The organism is Bradyrhizobium genosp. SA-4 str. CB756, assembly GCF_000473125.1.
GTDB classification, from domain to species: domain Bacteria; phylum Pseudomonadota; class Alphaproteobacteria; order Rhizobiales; family Xanthobacteraceae; genus Bradyrhizobium; species Bradyrhizobium arachidis.
Genome location: NZ_KI421499.1, coordinates 1,249,351 through 1,263,154, shown reverse-complemented (window position 1 = coordinate 1,263,154; position 13,804 = coordinate 1,249,351). Strand labels below are relative to the sequence as shown.

At 64.1% G+C, this 13,804-nt stretch carries 12 protein-coding genes and 2 pseudogenes; 9 read left to right on the top strand and 5 right to left on the bottom strand.

Annotation, left to right across the window (positions count from 1 at the left end; translation table 11 throughout):
• Positions 1–137 precede the first annotated feature (137 nt).
• A complete protein-coding gene (locus BRAGE_RS0106110; RefSeq protein WP_028146213.1) occupies positions 138–1,400 on the top strand; it encodes an MFS transporter in 1,263 nt (420 codons plus the stop codon).
• On the opposite strand, the gene BRAGE_RS0106105 is transcribed toward BRAGE_RS0106110, so the two are convergent.
• Entirely contained in the window at positions 1,397–2,071 is a 675-nt protein-coding gene (locus BRAGE_RS0106105) for a Crp/Fnr family transcriptional regulator (protein WP_027564916.1), read from the bottom strand. The genes BRAGE_RS0106110 and BRAGE_RS0106105 overlap by 4 nt on opposite strands.
• Before the next feature lie 339 nt (positions 2,072–2,410).
• Here BRAGE_RS0106105 and BRAGE_RS0106100 point away from each other — a divergent pair, with 339 nt between their 5' ends.
• From BRAGE_RS0106100 to BRAGE_RS0106075, 7 genes are all read left to right on the top strand, one after another.
• Positions 2,411–3,232, top strand: a complete 822-nt coding sequence (locus tag BRAGE_RS0106100) for an ABC transporter ATP-binding protein (RefSeq protein ID WP_027564917.1) — start codon at positions 2,411–2,413, stop codon at positions 3,230–3,232.
• Positions 3,229–5,160, top strand: a complete 1,932-nt coding sequence (locus BRAGE_RS0106095; protein ID WP_027564918.1) for a long-chain fatty acid--CoA ligase — start codon at positions 3,229–3,231, stop codon at positions 5,158–5,160. Before BRAGE_RS0106100 ends, BRAGE_RS0106095 begins: the two co-directional genes overlap by 4 nt.
• Before the next feature lie 5 nt (positions 5,161–5,165).
• Positions 5,166–5,282, top strand: coding sequence for an ABC transporter (locus tag BRAGE_RS54265; RefSeq protein WP_156950839.1), 117 nt, complete (start codon positions 5,166–5,168; stop codon positions 5,280–5,282).
• The gene (locus BRAGE_RS0106090) at positions 5,279–6,172 is read left to right on the top strand and encodes a branched-chain amino acid ABC transporter permease (RefSeq protein WP_027564919.1); all 894 of its coding nucleotides are present in this window, start codon (positions 5,279–5,281) and stop codon (positions 6,170–6,172) included. The genes BRAGE_RS54265 and BRAGE_RS0106090 overlap by 4 nt, the downstream gene beginning before the upstream one ends.
• A gap of 3 nt (positions 6,173–6,175) precedes the next feature.
• Positions 6,176–7,249: a branched-chain amino acid ABC transporter permease gene (locus tag BRAGE_RS0106085; RefSeq protein WP_027564920.1), complete on the top strand. Its 1,074-nt coding sequence runs from the start codon at positions 6,176–6,178 to the stop codon at positions 7,247–7,249.
• 44 nt (positions 7,250–7,293) lie between these two features.
• Positions 7,294–8,577 (top strand): ABC transporter substrate-binding protein, encoded by a 1,284-nt coding sequence (locus BRAGE_RS0106080; protein ID WP_027564921.1) that lies wholly within the window; start codon positions 7,294–7,296, stop codon positions 8,575–8,577.
• A gap of 90 nt (positions 8,578–8,667) precedes the next feature.
• Positions 8,668–9,507 carry an ABC transporter ATP-binding protein gene (locus BRAGE_RS0106075; protein WP_027564922.1) on the top strand — a complete coding sequence of 280 codons (840 nt, stop codon included), beginning with the start codon at positions 8,668–8,670 and terminating at the stop codon, positions 9,505–9,507.
• Between the two features lie 3 nt (positions 9,508–9,510).
• Here the strand turns inward: BRAGE_RS0106075 and BRAGE_RS0106070 are convergent, their stop codons facing one another.
• Positions 9,511–10,650 carry an AGE family epimerase/isomerase gene (locus tag BRAGE_RS0106070; protein ID WP_027564923.1) on the bottom strand — a complete coding sequence of 380 codons (1,140 nt, stop codon included), beginning with the start codon at positions 10,648–10,650 and terminating at the stop codon, positions 9,511–9,513.
• An 86-nt stretch (positions 10,651–10,736) separates the two neighbouring features.
• On the opposite strand from BRAGE_RS0106070, the gene BRAGE_RS0106065 reads away from it, so the two are divergent.
• Positions 10,737–11,960, top strand: coding sequence for a phenylacetate--CoA ligase family protein (locus BRAGE_RS0106065; protein ID WP_027564924.1), 1,224 nt, complete (start codon positions 10,737–10,739; stop codon positions 11,958–11,960).
• A gap of 400 nt (positions 11,961–12,360) precedes the next feature.
• Here BRAGE_RS0106065 and BRAGE_RS54260 read toward each other — a convergent pair whose 3' ends face one another.
• From BRAGE_RS54260 to BRAGE_RS0106050, 3 genes and pseudogenes are all read right to left on the bottom strand, one after another.
• The gene (locus tag BRAGE_RS54260; RefSeq protein ID WP_141263084.1) at positions 12,361–12,738 is read right to left on the bottom strand and encodes a hypothetical protein; all 378 of its coding nucleotides are present in this window, start codon (positions 12,736–12,738) and stop codon (positions 12,361–12,363) included.
• Positions 12,739–13,181: 443 nt separating this feature from the next.
• A pseudogene (locus BRAGE_RS0106055) lies at positions 13,182–13,445 on the bottom strand (NAD-dependent epimerase/dehydratase family protein); the annotation flags it as partial.
• Positions 13,426–13,803, bottom strand: a pseudogene (locus BRAGE_RS0106050) (GDP-mannose 4,6-dehydratase); the annotation flags it as partial. The pseudogenes BRAGE_RS0106055 and BRAGE_RS0106050, both read right to left, overlap by 20 nt.
• Position 13,804 lies beyond the last annotated feature (1 nt).

The window sequence follows — 13,804 nt, the reverse complement described above, 5'->3', positions numbered from 1 at the left end:
CAGACGCACCGTAGATCATTGGCAAGCATGGCGGCATGCGGTAGCGCCAATTGACAGACGCATCGCCTGGACTACCCTGCCGAACAGAAGAACAAATAATAAGGACCGGGAATCGTCCTGAAACCCGTCAACGCATCTTGAGCACACCCACGAGACCTTCCGCGCTCGCGCCGTTCCGCATCCGCAATTATCGCTTCCAGTGGCCGTCCGACCTGCTCACCTCCTGGGCGTTCGAGGTCGAGACGCTGGTGCTTGGCTGGTACATCATGGTCGAGACCGGCTCGGTGCTGCTGCTGACCGTGCTTGCCTCGCTCCAGTTCGTCGGGACGCTGGTCGCACCGGTGTTCGGCATGATCGGCGACCGCATCGGTCATCGCGATCTCCTGGTCGTGATGCGTCTTGCCTACACCGTGCTCTCGTCGACCATCATGGCTCTGGCACTGACCGGTCATTTGTCGCCGCTGAACGTCATGATCATCGTTGCGATCATGGGTCTGATCCGTCCATCGGATCTCGGCGTGCGCGGCGCGCTGCTCGCTGACATCATGCCGGCCGAGCACCTCGTGGGCGCCATCAGCGTGGCAAGTACGACCCAGGACAGCGCCCGCATCGCCGGAGCGCTGACGGGCGCCGGACTGTTCGCCGTGCTCGGCATCGGCCTCGTCTATGTCGCGATCGCCTGCCTCTACTTCGTGGCCGCGCTTCTCATGCTCTGCCTGACCCGGCCCAAAAGGACCGTCACCACGAGCGATCTTCCGGCAAACAGCCACGCGGTGTCACGATTGCTGGACGATCTGAAGGAAGGGATCGTCTACGCCTGGAATGGCCCGGGAATGCGCGCTGCGCTCTGCGTTGCCTTCCTGGCCAATCTCACCGCGTTTCCCTTCACCGGTGGACTGTTGCCCTACATTGCGCGGGAGATCTTTCACACTGACCAGACCGGCCTCGGTTACCTCTCGGCGAGCTTCGCTGTCGGCTCGCTGATCGGCTCGATCACGCTCAGCCTCGTCAGCGGATTGCGCATCGCCCGGCTGCTGATCGGGGCGACGCTGGCCTGGTACGCCATGCTGCTGGTGTTCGTCGAGATCAGGACCATGCCGGTGGCGATGGCCTGTCTCGTGCTCGCCGGCATCGCCCAGAGCATGTCGATGATCTCGGCGGCCGTGATCCTGATGCGCACCGCGAGCGCGCATCTGCGCGGCCGCGTAATGGGCGTACGCATGATGGTGATCTACGGCCTGCCGATCGGCTTGCTCGCGGCCGGCAGCCTGATCGACGTCATCGGCTATTCTGCGACCGGGTCGCTCTACGCCGCCGCCGGCTTCGTCGCGATGCTGGCGATCGCGATCCGCTGGCGCGCCGACCTCTGGCCTGTCCACGCTCCCGCCAACGCGCGCTAATCCCCATACCCGCGCAGCCGCTCGATATCGAGGATGGTGACGCCACCATATTCAAGCCGCAGCAGACCTTCTTTCTCCAGCCGGTTCAGCGCGCGATTGGCGTTCTGGCGCGACATGCCCGAGAGCGCGCCGATCTCCTCTTGGGTGATCTCCAGATGCCGGGTCGATTCCGGATACAGGATCGGATTGAACAGCGAGGCGATGCTGCGGGCGAGACGCGCGGTGGCGTCCAACGTGCGATTGACCTCGAGCATGCCGATGAACTGGCCGAGCCGCTCGTTGAGTTGGCGCACCAGGAAGCGGTTGAAGCCGACGCTGTTCTCGAACAGCCACATAAAGGCGCTGCGCTCCATCAACGCGACGCGGCTGTTGCGCAGCGCGACCACGTCGTAGCGGCGCGGCTCATTCTTGAGCACGCTGCCCTCGCCGAACCAGGCCCCCGCCGTCAGCCCGGCAAGGCTGGTCTCCTTGCCATCGCGCGAGACCCCGCCCATCCGCGCGAGCCCGCTGACCATGCCGGCCCAATAGGCAAACGTGTCGCCACGCATGAACACGGTCTCGCCGGTGCCGTAGGACCGCTCCGTGATCCCGGCGCGAGCGACCTCGATCTCCGCTGGCGTGAGCTCGCGCGACCAGGCGGCGACGCGCTTCAGATGATCCTCTGAAATCATGATCCCCGGGCCAGCCGCACCGTCTTGTCACTCCGCCCTTCTGTTGCATTGCAACATGATTGATTAATTCCGCTGCCATCCGACGAAAGATGGAGGCCGCCTCGGTCCGAAAAACTTTGTCGCAGAATTGTCAGGCCGGAGACATTTCAAAATAGCGCTTTCCCCTATTGAGAGCCACCTTGGGCGATGCGGCTTTTGATCCCGTTCGGGATCAGAGTGGCGCGGCTCCGGTCGGGACCAATCGCTGCATGGCCTCGCCGGCTCGGCCGTACTAGGATCGCACCGACGAACGGACGAAGAGCGCCACTGAATGCGCCATCACCGGGAGGGATTTGTTTGGTGGCTACCAGTCTCGAAGTGCGCGGCGTGTCCTTGCGATTCGGCGGCGTCCGTGCGCTGACCGATGTCAGCTTCGCCATCAGGGAGGGCGAGCTGTTCTCGATCATCGGCCCCAACGGGGCCGGCAAGACCTCGATCGTGAACTGTATTTCCGGTCGCTACAAGCCGACCGAAGGCCAGCTGTTCTACCAGGGCCGCGACATCACCGGCCTGACGCCGAACGCGCGTCCGACGCTCGGCATCGGCCGCACCTTCCAGAATCTGGCGTTGTTCCACCACATGAGCGTGCTCGACAACATCATGGTCGGGCGCCATCACCTCCTGAAGAACAATTTCCTCACGGGATCGCTGTACTGGCTCACCGGCGCGCGCAAGGAAGAGCTCGAGCATCGCCGCAAGGTGGAAGAGATCATCGATTTCCTCGACCTCCAGTCGGTGCGCAAGGCGACCGCCGGCACCCTGCCCTACGGTCTGCGCAAGCGCGTGGAACTCGCCCGCGCCATGGCGCTGGAGCCGCGCCTCATCCTCCTCGACGAGCCGATGGCCGGCATGAACTTCGAGGAGAAGGAGGACATGGCTCGCTACATCGTCGACCTTAACGAGGAGTTCGGGATGACGGTGGTGATGATCGAGCACGACATGGGGGTGGTGATGGACATCTCCCACCGCGTCATGGTGCTGGATTTCGGCCGCAAGATCGCCGAGGGCGATCCGGCCACCGTGCTCGCCGATCCCCACGTCAAGCGCGCCTATCTTGGTGAAGAAGACGAGGCGCTGGTCGATCCCGATGATGCCCCGCCCGCACAGGAGAGCGCGGCATGATGGATTATGCAGGCCGCGTCGCGCAGGCCGACACCTATCCGAAGATGCTCCGGCTCAACGCGAAGGAACATGGCAACGAGATCGCGCTGCGCGAGAAGGATCTCGGGCTCTGGCGCCTGTTCACCTGGAACGACTACCAGACGCGGGTGCGCGATTTCGCGCTCGGCCTCATCGAGCTCGGCCTCAGCCGGAGTGACGTGATCGGCATCATCGGCGACAACCGGCCGGACTGGGTGGCGGCGGAAGTCGCCACGCACGCGATCGGTGGATTGAGCCTCGGGCTCTATCGCGACGTGCTGGATGAGGAAGCCTCCTATCTCCTGAACTACGGCGAGGCGCAGCTCGTCTTCGCCGAGGACGAGGAGCAGGTCGACAAGCTGCTGACGCTGGCCGACCGCGTGCCGAAGCTGAAGCACATCATCTATTCCGATCCTCGTGGAATGCGGAAGTACGACGACCCGCGGCTGATGTCGGCGGAGAAATTTGCCGAGCTCGGCCGCGCGCGGGCCGCACGGGAGCCGGAGCTTTACGACAAGCTCGTAGATGCGACCAAGGGCGAGGACGTCGCGATCCTCTGCACCACGTCGGGCACTACCTCACATCCCAAACTCGCCATGCTCGCCGCCGGCCGCGTGCTCGGCCATTGCGCGACCTATCTCGCCTTCGACCCGAAGGGGCCGGACGACGAATACGTCTCGGTGCTGCCGCTGCCCTGGATCATGGAGCAGGTCTACGTGCTCGGCAAAGGTCTGCTCTGCCGGATGAAGATCAACTTCGTCGAAGAGCCCGACACGATGATGAACGATCTGCGCGAGATCGCGCCGACCTTCGTGCTCTTTGCCCCACGGGTCTGGGAATCGATCGCCGCCGACGTCCGCGCCAAGGTGATGGACGCGACGCCCTTCAAGCAGCGGCTGTTCGACATCGGCATGAAGTCGGGTCTTGCCGCGCTCGAACAGGGCAAGCGGTCCGGCTTGGCCGACGCGATCCTGTTTCGCGCGCTGCGCGACCGCCTCGGCTTCACCCGGTTGCGCTCGGCCGCCACCGGCGGCGCGGCGCTCGGGCCTGATACGTTCAAGTTCTTTCAGGCCATGGGCGTGCCGCTGCGCACGCTCTACGGCCAGACCGAGCTATTGGGCGCCTACACGCTGCACCCCGAGGGCAAGGTCGATCCTGACACGACCGGCGTGCCGATGGCCGACAGCGTCGAGATCCGCATCGACAATGCCGATGTCCACGGCGTCGGCGAGATCGTGGTGCGGCATCCCAACATGTTCCTCGGCTATTACAAGAACCCCGAGGCGAGCGTTGCCGACATCAAGGACGGCTGGATGCTGTCGGGCGATGCCGGCTATTTCAATGCCAACCAGCAGCTCGTCGTCATCGACCGCATCAAGGATCTCGCCGAGACCTCGCGCGGCGAGCGCTTCTCGCCGCAGTTCATCGAGAACAAGCTGAAGTTCTCGACCTATATCGCCGAGGCCGTGGTGCTCGGCGCCGGCCGCGACGCGCTCGCGGCGATGATCTGCATCCGCTACTCCATCATCTCGAAATGGGCTGAGAAGAACCGCCTCTCCTTCACCACCTACAGCGACCTCGCCTCGCGGCCCGAGGTCTATAAGCTGCTGCAGAGGGAGGTCGAGACCGTCAACGCCACGCTGCCGCCGGCCCAGCGCATCTCGCGCTTCCTCTTGCTCTATAAGGAACTGGACGCCGACGACGGCGAGCTCACCCGCACCAGGAAAGTGCGCCGCGGCGTCATCAACGAGAAATACGAAGGCATCATCGACGCCATCTATCGCGGCGATGCCGACATCCCCGTCGACACCGTGATCCGCTTCCAGGACGGCACCACGCAGAGGGTGCGCACCACGCTGCGCGTGGTGGATCTCGGCGGACACGGGCACATGGCGGAGGCTGCGGAGTGACACAAATGGCCGTCATGCGCGGGCTTGACCCGCGCATCCATCCTCTTCCGAACAATCTTCTTTCCGCATCGATGGATTGCCGGGTCAAGCCCGGCAATGACGAGCTGGGTCAACCGACATGAACAGCGCCTTCCTCATCCAGCTCCTGGTCAACGGCCTCGTCGTCGGCACGCTCTACGGCGTGGTCGCGATGTCGTTCGTGCTGATCTACAAGGCGACGCAGGTCGTCAATTTCGCGCAAGGTGAATTGCTGCTGGTCGGCGCCTGGGTGTGCTGGGCGCTGCTCGCCAAATACCAGGTGCCGTTCTGGATCGGCATGCCGATCACGCTGGTGTTCATGTTCGTGTTCGGCATCGCGGTCCAGGTGCTGATCCTGCGGCCGATGATCGGCGAGCCGATCATCTCGGTGATCATGGTGACGATCGGCCTCTCCACCGTGCTCCAGGCGACGCTGAAATGGATGTTCGGCGTCAACCCGCAGCCGTTCCCGCGCGTGTTCGAGAGCCAGTCGGTGAGCCTGTTCGGCCTCCAGATCCAGACCGTCTATGTGATGAGCCTCGTGGTCTCGGTCGCGATGATGATCGGCATGGCCTGGTTCTTCCGCGCCTCGAAATATGGCCTGGCGATGCGCGCCACCGCGTTCAACCAGCAGGTCGCGCAGTCGCTCGGCATTTCCGTCAAGAGCGTGTTCGCGATGGCCTGGGCGATCTCAGCGACGGTGTCCGCGGTCGCAGGTGTCGTCGTCGCCGTGGTGAACGGCGTATCCTCGGGCCTCGCCGCCTACGGCATCAAGGTGTTTCCGGCGGCGATCCTCGGCGGGCTCGATTCGGTCGGCGGTGCCGTGCTCGGCGGCATCATCATCGGCCTGCTCGAAAACGTCGCCCAATATGTCGACAGCCAATATCTGCATTGGGGCAATCTCTACGAGATCGCGCCGTTCTACGTGCTCATCATCGTGCTGATGATCAAGCCTTACGGCCTGTTCGGCACCCACGACATCGAGCGGATCTGACCTATGGCCGGCCCTGCCCTCATCCCCGCTGGTGATTTCCGCACCTCCTATGCCGCGGACACCACGATCTTCCCGACCACGACCAGCCGCAACTTCGCGATCGCCGGCGTGTTGCTGCTCTGCCTCGTGCCGCAATTCCTTGGCGGATACTGGCTCAGCATCCTGATCCAGATTGGTATCTTCTCGATCGCAGCACTCGGCCTCAACATCCTGGTCGGCTTCACCGGCCAGATCTCGATCGGGCATGCCGCCTTCTTCCTGCTCGGCGCCTTCACCTCGGCCTACATCTCCAACAATGCGCCGATCCCGGTGTTCTTCGCGATCCCGCTCGCAGGAATCGTCACCGCGCTGGTCGGGCTGATCTTCGGCATTCCGGCCGCGCGGCTGAAGGGCCTTTACCTCGTCATCGCGACCCTGGCCGCGCAATACATCCTGCTCGATTTCTTCTCCCGCGCCGAATGGTTCTCCGGCGGCTCGGTGCCGGCGAGCGCCGAGCCGTTCTCGATCTTCGGCTACACGCTGCGCGGGGATAAGCAGTATTTCTACGTCGTGCTGGCCTATGTGCTCGTGAGCTACATCCTCGTCACCAATCTGATGCGCACGCGCGATGGCCGCGCGCTGGTGGCGATCCGCGACCATTATCTCTCCGCCGAGATCATGGGCATCAACCTCACCAAATACCGCACGCTGTCGTTCGGCCTCGCCGCCTTCTTCGCCGGCATCGCCGGCGCGCTCTATGCGCACTATCAACTCGTGGTCTCGCAGGAGGGTTTCGGCATCGAGCGCTCGATCCTGTTCCTGGCCATGATCATCATCGGCGGCACCGGCTCGATCATGGGCACGCTGATGGGCACCGCCTTCGTGGTGCTGCTGCCGGAGACGATGGAGTTCATCAGCCTCTATCTGAAGGGCGGCGCGATCGACAAGGCGCTGTCGCTCAACAACAACATCACCTTCCTGCGCGAGATCGCGATCGGGGTGATCATCATCGCATTCCTGATGTTCGAACCCGACGGGCTTGCGCATCGCTGGCGGCAGATCAAGGCGTATTGGAAACTCTACCCGTTCTCGCACTGAGCGCGGAAACTCACGAACCAACGAATAAACAGGAGGAGCAACCAATGAAGACAAAATCTCTTTTGAGCACCGCATCGCTCGCGATCGCGATTGCCGCATTCTCGGCGGGCGCGCAGGCGCAGATCGCGATCGGCCACCTCGCCGATTACTCGGGTGGCACCTCGGACGTCGGCACGCCCTACGGCCAGGCCGTCGCCGACACCTTCGCCTGGGTCAACAAGAATGGCGGCGTCAACGGCAAGCAGCTCAATGTCGACACCAACGACTATGGCTACCAGGTTCCGCGCGCGATCGCGCTGTACAAGAAATGGTCGGCGCCGGACAGCAAGGTCGCGGCGATCATGGGCTGGGGCACCGCCGATACCGAGGCGCTGACCGGCTTCCTCGCCCAGGACAAGATTCCCGACATGTCCGGCTCCTATGCTGCCGCGCTCACCGATCCCGAAGGGGTCAGCGGCAAGGCCAAGCCCGCACCTTACAATTTCTTCTATGGCCCGAGCTATTCGGACTCGCTGCGCGCGATGCTGATGTGGGCCGCCGAGGACTGGAAGGCCAAGGGGAAGTCCGGCAAGCCCAAGTTCGTGCACATGGGTGCCAACCATCCCTATCCGAACGCCCCGAAGGCGGCTGGCGAAGCCATGGCGCAGGAGCTCGGCTTCGAGGTGCTGCCGCCGCTGGTGTTCGCGCTCTCCCCGGGTGACTACAGCGCGCAGTGCCTCAGCCTGAAATCCTCGGGCGCCAACTACGCCTATCTCGGCAACACCGCGGCCTCCAACATCTCGGTGATGAAGGCCTGCAAGACCGCCGGCGTCGACATCCAGTTCCTCGGCAATGTCTGGGGCATGGACGAGAACGCCGCCAAGACCGCAGGCGACGCCGCCAATGGCGTCATCTTCCCGCTACGCACGGCGGTGAGCTGGGGCGGCGATGCGCCCGGCATGAAGACGGTGATGGAGATCTCCAAGATGTCGGACCCCACCGGCAAGGTCTATCGACCGGTGCACTACATCGCCGCGGTCTGCTCGGCGCTGTACATGAAGGAGGCGCTCGACTGGGCCGCCAAGAACGGCGGCGCCACCGGCGAAATCGTCGCCAAGGGCTTCTACCAGAAGAAGGACTGGGTGCCGGCCGGCATGGAGGGCGTCTGCAATCCCTCGACCTGGACCGACAAGGACCACCGCGGCACGCTGAAGGTCGACCTCTATCGCACCAAGGTGTCGGGCGCGACCGACGGCGACCTTAACGACCTCATGGCCAAGGGCACGATCAAGCTCGAGAAGGTCAAGACCGTCGAGCTGCCGCGCAAGCCGGAGCTGCTGGGCTGGTGAGCTCGGTCCGTTCGTCATTCCGGGGCGATGCGAAGCATCGAACCCGGAATGACGGACAAAGCTGTGACGACAGCGGAGAATTGAAGACGCATGTCCCAAACCATTGAAGCAACCCGCACCACTCCCACAGCTGTGGCGCCTGGCGCCCTCCTCGCCGTGCGCAACATCGAGGTCGTCTATGACGACGTCATCCTGGTGCTGCGCGGCCTCAGCCTCGACGTGCCCAAGGGCGCGATCGTGGCGCTGCTGGGGGCCAACGGCGCTGGCAAGTCGACGACGCTGAAGGCGATCTCGGGGCTGCTCAAGACCGAGGACGGCGAGGTCACGCGCGGCGAGATCCTGTTCGAGGGCGAACGCATCAACGGCATCGATCCCGACAAGATCGTCCGCCGCGGCATTTTCCAGGTGATGGAGGGCCGGCGCATCGTCGCCGACATGACCTCGCTGGAAAACCTCAGGCTCGGCGCCTTCACCCGCAGGGACCGCGAGGTCGATGCCGATCTCGACATGGTCTTCAATTATTTCCCGCGCCTGAAGGAGCGCACTGGTCTTGCCGGCTATCTCTCCGGCGGCGAGCAGCAGATGCTCGCGATCGGCCGCGCGCTGATGGCGCGCCCGAAGATGATTTTGATGGACGAGCCGTCGATGGGCCTGTCGCCGCTGCTGGTGAAAGAGGTGTTTTCCATCATCCAGAAGATCAACCGCGACCTCGGCGTCACCATCCTGCTGGTCGAGCAGAACGCGCGCGCCGCGCTGTCGGTGGCGAGCCACGGCTACATCATGGAGCAGGGCAAGGTCGTGCTCGACGGCACCGCCGACGAGCTCCGCGACAACGAGGACGTCAAGGAGTTCTACCTCGGCGGCGCCGGCGACCAGCGCAAAAGCTTCAAGAACCTCAAGAGTTTCAAGCGCCGCAAGCGGTGGCTCTGAAACTCACTCGAGCACCTGCTCCGCTTCGGTGACTGCGCAGAGAACATGATAGAACGACGACGCAGGAATGGTGTCGACCAGCGATTTGCCGTCGCGATCGAACTGGTCGTACCAGCCGCCCTTGACGGGATGGCTGAGGTAATGCCGTTCGAGCAGCACCAGCGCCGCACGCGCTTCGTCCGCGGCGCCCGCCTCGCCGGACTCGGCCTGCGCGATCCACGCCTTCGCCATCTCGGTCTGCGGCCACAGCCGGCGCGTCGCACGGCGGATGTTGCCGACAGCATCGCCCTCGTCAGTGAGGCAGCCGGTCGCCTCGTCGCGATAGCGCAGCGCGGTCGCGAGCAGCTCGGCGCGGCGCTGCCCGGTCGGGCATCCCGTGATGCGTTCGAAACCCTTCAGCAGCCAGACCCATTCCGCCTGATGGCCGGCCTCAACGCTGACCGGCTCGATCTTCGACCAGTCCTCCTCAAAATACTCGGTCAGGATGTGCTTCTGCTTGTCGTAGAGATTGGCGAGAAACAGCGCGAAGAACTCGCCGGCGCGGTTCTGGAACGACAGATCGTGGGTCGCGTCGAAGCACGCGATCATCGCCTCGAACAGGTGCATGTGCGGGTTCTGCCGGCGCGGCAGCGAGACCGGCAGGCTTTCGTGGACGCCGCCATGCGGCGAGCGCAGGTGGCCATCGAGGAAAGCGAGCAGCGCGTCGATCTCGGCGCGCACCTGGGCGTCCTGGTCGAGGGTGTAGACGGTCGCGAGCGCAAACAGGATGAAGGCGTGGTCATAGGCATCGCGCCGCGCGTCCAGCACCGCCCCCTCCGGCGTCAGTCGGTGCACATAGCCAGGCTTGCCGTCGGGCGCCTTCGCCTTGGCCAGGAGGTGCTCCAGCCCCTTCAGCGCGATGGCGCGCCCCTGCGGGTACCAGCCCATCTGCGCCGCCTTGGCGTAGCACCAGATCTGGCGGGCCTGGACGAACACGCGCCGCGGCGCGGCCGTGTCCGCTGTGCCGTTGCGGTGCAGCCGGTCGATGAAGCCGCCTGCGGCGTCATCCCAGCCGATCATCGACCACAGCGGCAGCGCGTCCTCGATCATGCGGCGCTTCAGGCGCGCGACGACGTCCGCCGCAATCATTCCTTCCTCCGCCATCGCGTCCTCTTCAAGCCGAGTCAATGGCCGTCTGATACCCATGCCGGCGGCGGCGCGCAACGGATGCCAACCCGGAAAGACCCGCCATGACCGCCCATTACGACGCCCGCGAGACGCGCGAACCGGGCGCGCGCGAGACCGAGCTGTTTTCCCGCCTGCCGGAGGTCCTGCGCAGCGCGATGGCAGCGCCAGCCTATGCCGAACGGCTGAAGGGCATTGACCCCACCGCCGTGACCTCCCGGGCGGCGCTGGCGGGCTTGCCGGTGCTGCGCAAGTCGGAGCTGCCGGCCCTGCACAAGGCCTCCCAGCCCTTTGGCGGCTTCGTCGCGGCGGCGCCGGGCTCGTTCGCCCGCCTCTTCACCTCGCCCGGCCCGATCTTCGAGCCGGAGGGGCGGCAGGCCGACCCCTGGCGCGGCGCGCGGGCGCTGTTTGCGGCCGGATTCCGCCCCGATGACGTCGTGCTCAACACATTCAGCTATCACCTCACCCCTGGCGGCTTCATCTTCGACACCTCGGCGCGCGCGCTCGGCTGCGCGGTGATCCCGGCCGGCCCCGGCAATACCGAGCAGCAATTCGAGCTGATCGAGGCCTATCGTCCGGTCGGCTACAGCGGCACACCGGATTTTCTGAAGATATTGCTCGATGCAGCCGCGACCGCGGGCCGCGACATCTCCTCGATCAAGCGCGCGTTGGTTTCGGGAGCGGCCTTCCCGCCCTCGCTCCAGGCCGAGATCAAGGCGCGCGGCATCGACGCCTACCAGGCCTTCGGCACCGCCGATCTCGGCCTCATTGCCTTCGAGACCGAAGCGCGCGAGGGCATGGTCGTGAACGAGGATCTGATCCTGGAGATCGTCAAGCCCGGCACCGGCGATCCCGTGGCTCCGGGCGATGTCGGCGAGATCGTCGTCACCTCGCTCGACCCGCACCACCCCTGGATTCGGCTTGCGCTCGGCGATCTCACCGCCGCGCTGCCGGGCACCAGTCCCTGCGGTCGCACCAACATGCGCATCAAGGGCTGGATGGGCCGCGCCGACCAGACCACCAAGGTCAAGGGCATGTTCGTCCGGCCGGAGCAGGTCGCCGAGATCGGCAAGCGCCATTCCGCGCTCGGCCGCCTGCGGCTCGTCGTCACGCGCGAAGGCGAGACCGACGCCATGACGCTGAAAGCGGAAACGGCCGTCGCGAGCGATGCACTACGCGAGGAGATCGCCGCCAGCTTGCGCGCGGTGACGAAGCTCGGCGGCAATGTCGAGCTAATCGGCCCCGGTGCGCTGCCGAACGACGGCAAGGTCATCGCGGACGAGCGGTAAGATCCCTCCCCAACGTTTTGCCTCTCCTTTTTCGTTCCTTACCAATAGGAAAAAGAACAGTGAATTTGAGAAACACCGGCTCTCGATTTTGGTTGGAAGGTCCAAATCGCTTGCAAGACTTTGCGCTTCGGCGCCTCCATAGGCATAGCAAAAGCAGGAATTTTGCGGGCGGTGAACAAGGAAAAGGTCATTGTCGTCACGCGCGAAAACGGATGCAATATCGTGCGATGCCTATGAGTCTTTGCTCGCATCCTGACGCTAGGTTGCGCGCCGTAGGCGTCGCCCAAATAAAAAACCAAAGCGGGATGGGATTAATTTGAATCGATTTGGGGTTACCAAATCGGCTTGTTTCTGATTCTCCATGCTGGCTGGGTAGGAGGCCAGCCTGGATGCGCAAGCGCTACTCTCCGGATCTTCGCGAGCGCGTCGTTGCCGCGATTGAAGGCGTGATGTCCCGTAACCAGCCGCCAAGCAATTTGGAGTTGCGATCAGCACGGCAATTGACTGGACGAAGCGGGTCGAAAAGACCGGCAGCGTTGCTACCGGCCAGATAGACAGTTACAAGCCGAAAGCTGTTTCGGGAGACCATGCGATCTGGCTGTCGCAGCGAATTAAGGATGTCGATTTCACCATACCCGGTCTCGTTGCTGAACTTGCAGGCCGCGGCCTGAAGATCGACTACCACCGGGGGTGGGATTTCGTGCATGCAGAAGCTCAGCTTCAAAAAAACGCGACGGATGACGAACGCGATCGTCCCGACGTGGCGTCGCGCGTCCAATGCACAAGTATCAAAACAGCGTCGAGGCTGAGCAACTGGTCATAATCGACAAGACCTGGGCCAGGACGGACATGGCACCCTTGAGGGGATCGGCGCTCCGCGGGCACAACTCCCCATCAAGGTTCCCACGGCCGCTGGAAGACCATGACTTTCCTGGCGACATTGCGCCATGTCGGATCGGTGCGCCGCGGTTCATCAACTATGAGATGTGAGGAAAGACACAGTATCGCTGCTGCCATGGGTCTATCGCAATCAAGCCGTCAAAGCCGTGGCTCGAAAAGGCTTCACGAACGGCATCGACTACAGGAATAGCGCTATCAATGGGTCACAGAAGAGGAATCATGCCGCTTCCGCGATCCGGATGCTTCCGCGGCCGTTGGCCCCAAAAGATTCTCACGCGAACGAAGGTGTATGCGCTGAGACGGAGACTGCTAGTTGGCCCAATCGTAGATGAACTCGGCGCGCAGCGTGTTGTTGGCGACGATGCCGCCGACCTTGGCGGCGGCAAGGAAGATCACCTGCGGCCGCACGCGCGCGAACCAGTCGAACACGGCGGCCTGGTTGCAGAGATCGAGCTCGCGGCGGTCCACCGTGACGAGCCTCGCATCCTCCCGTTCGAGCCGGCGCACCAGCGCGGCTCCGACCATGCCGCGATGGCCGGCGACGTAGACGCTTTTGCCTTTCAGCTCAAACGCTGTGCTTGCCACGGCCGGCGTCCCGTCTCGCATCCGCCAGATCGCTCGCCACCATCTCCTCGACGAGCTGTGCAAACGTCCGCTTCGGCTTCCAGCCGAGCACCTGACGCGCCTTGCTGGCGTCACCGACCAGGAGATCGACCTCGGTCGGGCGGAAATAGGTGGGATCGATTCTCACCACGGCCTTGCCGCTCGTCTCGTCGACGCCGGTCTCGTCAACGCCCTGCCCGCGCCATGCGATGCGGCGGCCGATCTGCGCAAAGGCCAGCTCGACCATCTCGCGCACCGAACGCGTCTCGCCGGTGGCGAGCACGAAATCATCAGGCTTGTCGGCCTGGAGGATCATGTGCATGCCTTCGACGTAGTCCCTG

What these genes read in the sequence shown, in the direction of transcription:
- BRAGE_RS0106085 (WP_027564920.1), top strand. Translation starts at nt 6,176, where the DNA reads ATGGCCGGCCCTGCCCTCATCCCCGCTGGTGATTTCCGCACCTCCTAT.
- BRAGE_RS0106075 (WP_027564922.1), top strand. Translation starts at nt 8,668, where the DNA reads ATGTCCCAAACCATTGAAGCAACCCGCACCACTCCCACAGCTGTGGCG.
- BRAGE_RS0106080 (WP_027564921.1), top strand. Translation starts at nt 7,294, where the DNA reads ATGAAGACAAAATCTCTTTTGAGCACCGCATCGCTCGCGATCGCGATT.
- BRAGE_RS0106105 (WP_027564916.1), bottom strand. Translation starts at nt 2,071, where the DNA reads ATGATTTCAGAGGATCATCTGAAGCGCGTCGCCGCCTGGTCGCGCGAG.
- BRAGE_RS54265 (WP_156950839.1), top strand. Translation starts at nt 5,166, where the DNA reads ATGGCCGTCATGCGCGGGCTTGACCCGCGCATCCATCCTCTTCCGAAC.
- BRAGE_RS0106095 (WP_027564918.1), top strand. Translation starts at nt 3,229, where the DNA reads ATGATGGATTATGCAGGCCGCGTCGCGCAGGCCGACACCTATCCGAAG.
- BRAGE_RS0106090 (WP_027564919.1), top strand. Translation starts at nt 5,279, where the DNA reads ATGAACAGCGCCTTCCTCATCCAGCTCCTGGTCAACGGCCTCGTCGTC.
- BRAGE_RS0106070 (WP_027564923.1), bottom strand. Translation starts at nt 10,650, where the DNA reads ATGGCGGAGGAAGGAATGATTGCGGCGGACGTCGTCGCGCGCCTGAAG.
- BRAGE_RS0106065 (WP_027564924.1), top strand. Translation starts at nt 10,737, where the DNA reads ATGACCGCCCATTACGACGCCCGCGAGACGCGCGAACCGGGCGCGCGC.